We start from the raw sequence: 532 nt of genomic DNA, 5'->3' as shown, positions 1-532 counted from the left end.
AACACGGGCATTGTTCTCACCAATGTGGTGAAAAACACCATCGCACAACCGTGCAATGTCGCTATCACCGTTGCTAGCTTGTTTTATCCGCACGCGATATTCATGACTAGCGTACCAACTCAAGCTTGTACAACCGTACTGAGATAACGAATTCAAAAAAAATGGCGACCACTTGGCCGCCATTTTTCATTTCTTTTAATTTATAGCGTTAGCAGATAGTTCACCAATTCGCTGTACTCGGCATAGCTACGGACTTCATTAGGAATAACGATGTACTTGTTATTCACAACGACGCCAGGAACGCCGGTCAGAGTGCTCTCTTTGAACTGCTTATCGAAACGCTTTTGCATCGAACTAACCGCAAAGCTGTTGTACGCCGCGTCAAATTTGTTGCCATCGACACCGTTGTCCGTGAAGACTTTCTTTAACTCGTCTTCGTTTTTCGGTGCTTGGCGCTTTTGATGAATTTGCGCAAACATCGCAGGAACCATTTTATCTTCAACACTTAGCGATACCATGGTTGCGTAAGATT

At 44.4% G+C, this 532-nt stretch carries 1 protein-coding gene; it reads right to left on the bottom strand.

What is annotated here, in order from left to right:
• Positions 1 to 200: 200 nt before the first annotated feature.
• The coding region (locus R7Z49_RS27310) for a DsbA family protein (RefSeq protein ID WP_318112804.1) at positions 201 to 532 on the bottom strand (332 nt) is incomplete at its 5' end.

The organism is Vibrio sp. 1562 (assembly GCF_033340155.1).
GTDB lineage: Bacteria > Pseudomonadota > Gammaproteobacteria > Enterobacterales > Vibrionaceae > Vibrio > Vibrio alginolyticus.
The sequence above is the reverse complement of the archived record's forward strand: the minus strand, read 5'-3'. Positions and strand labels throughout refer to the sequence as shown.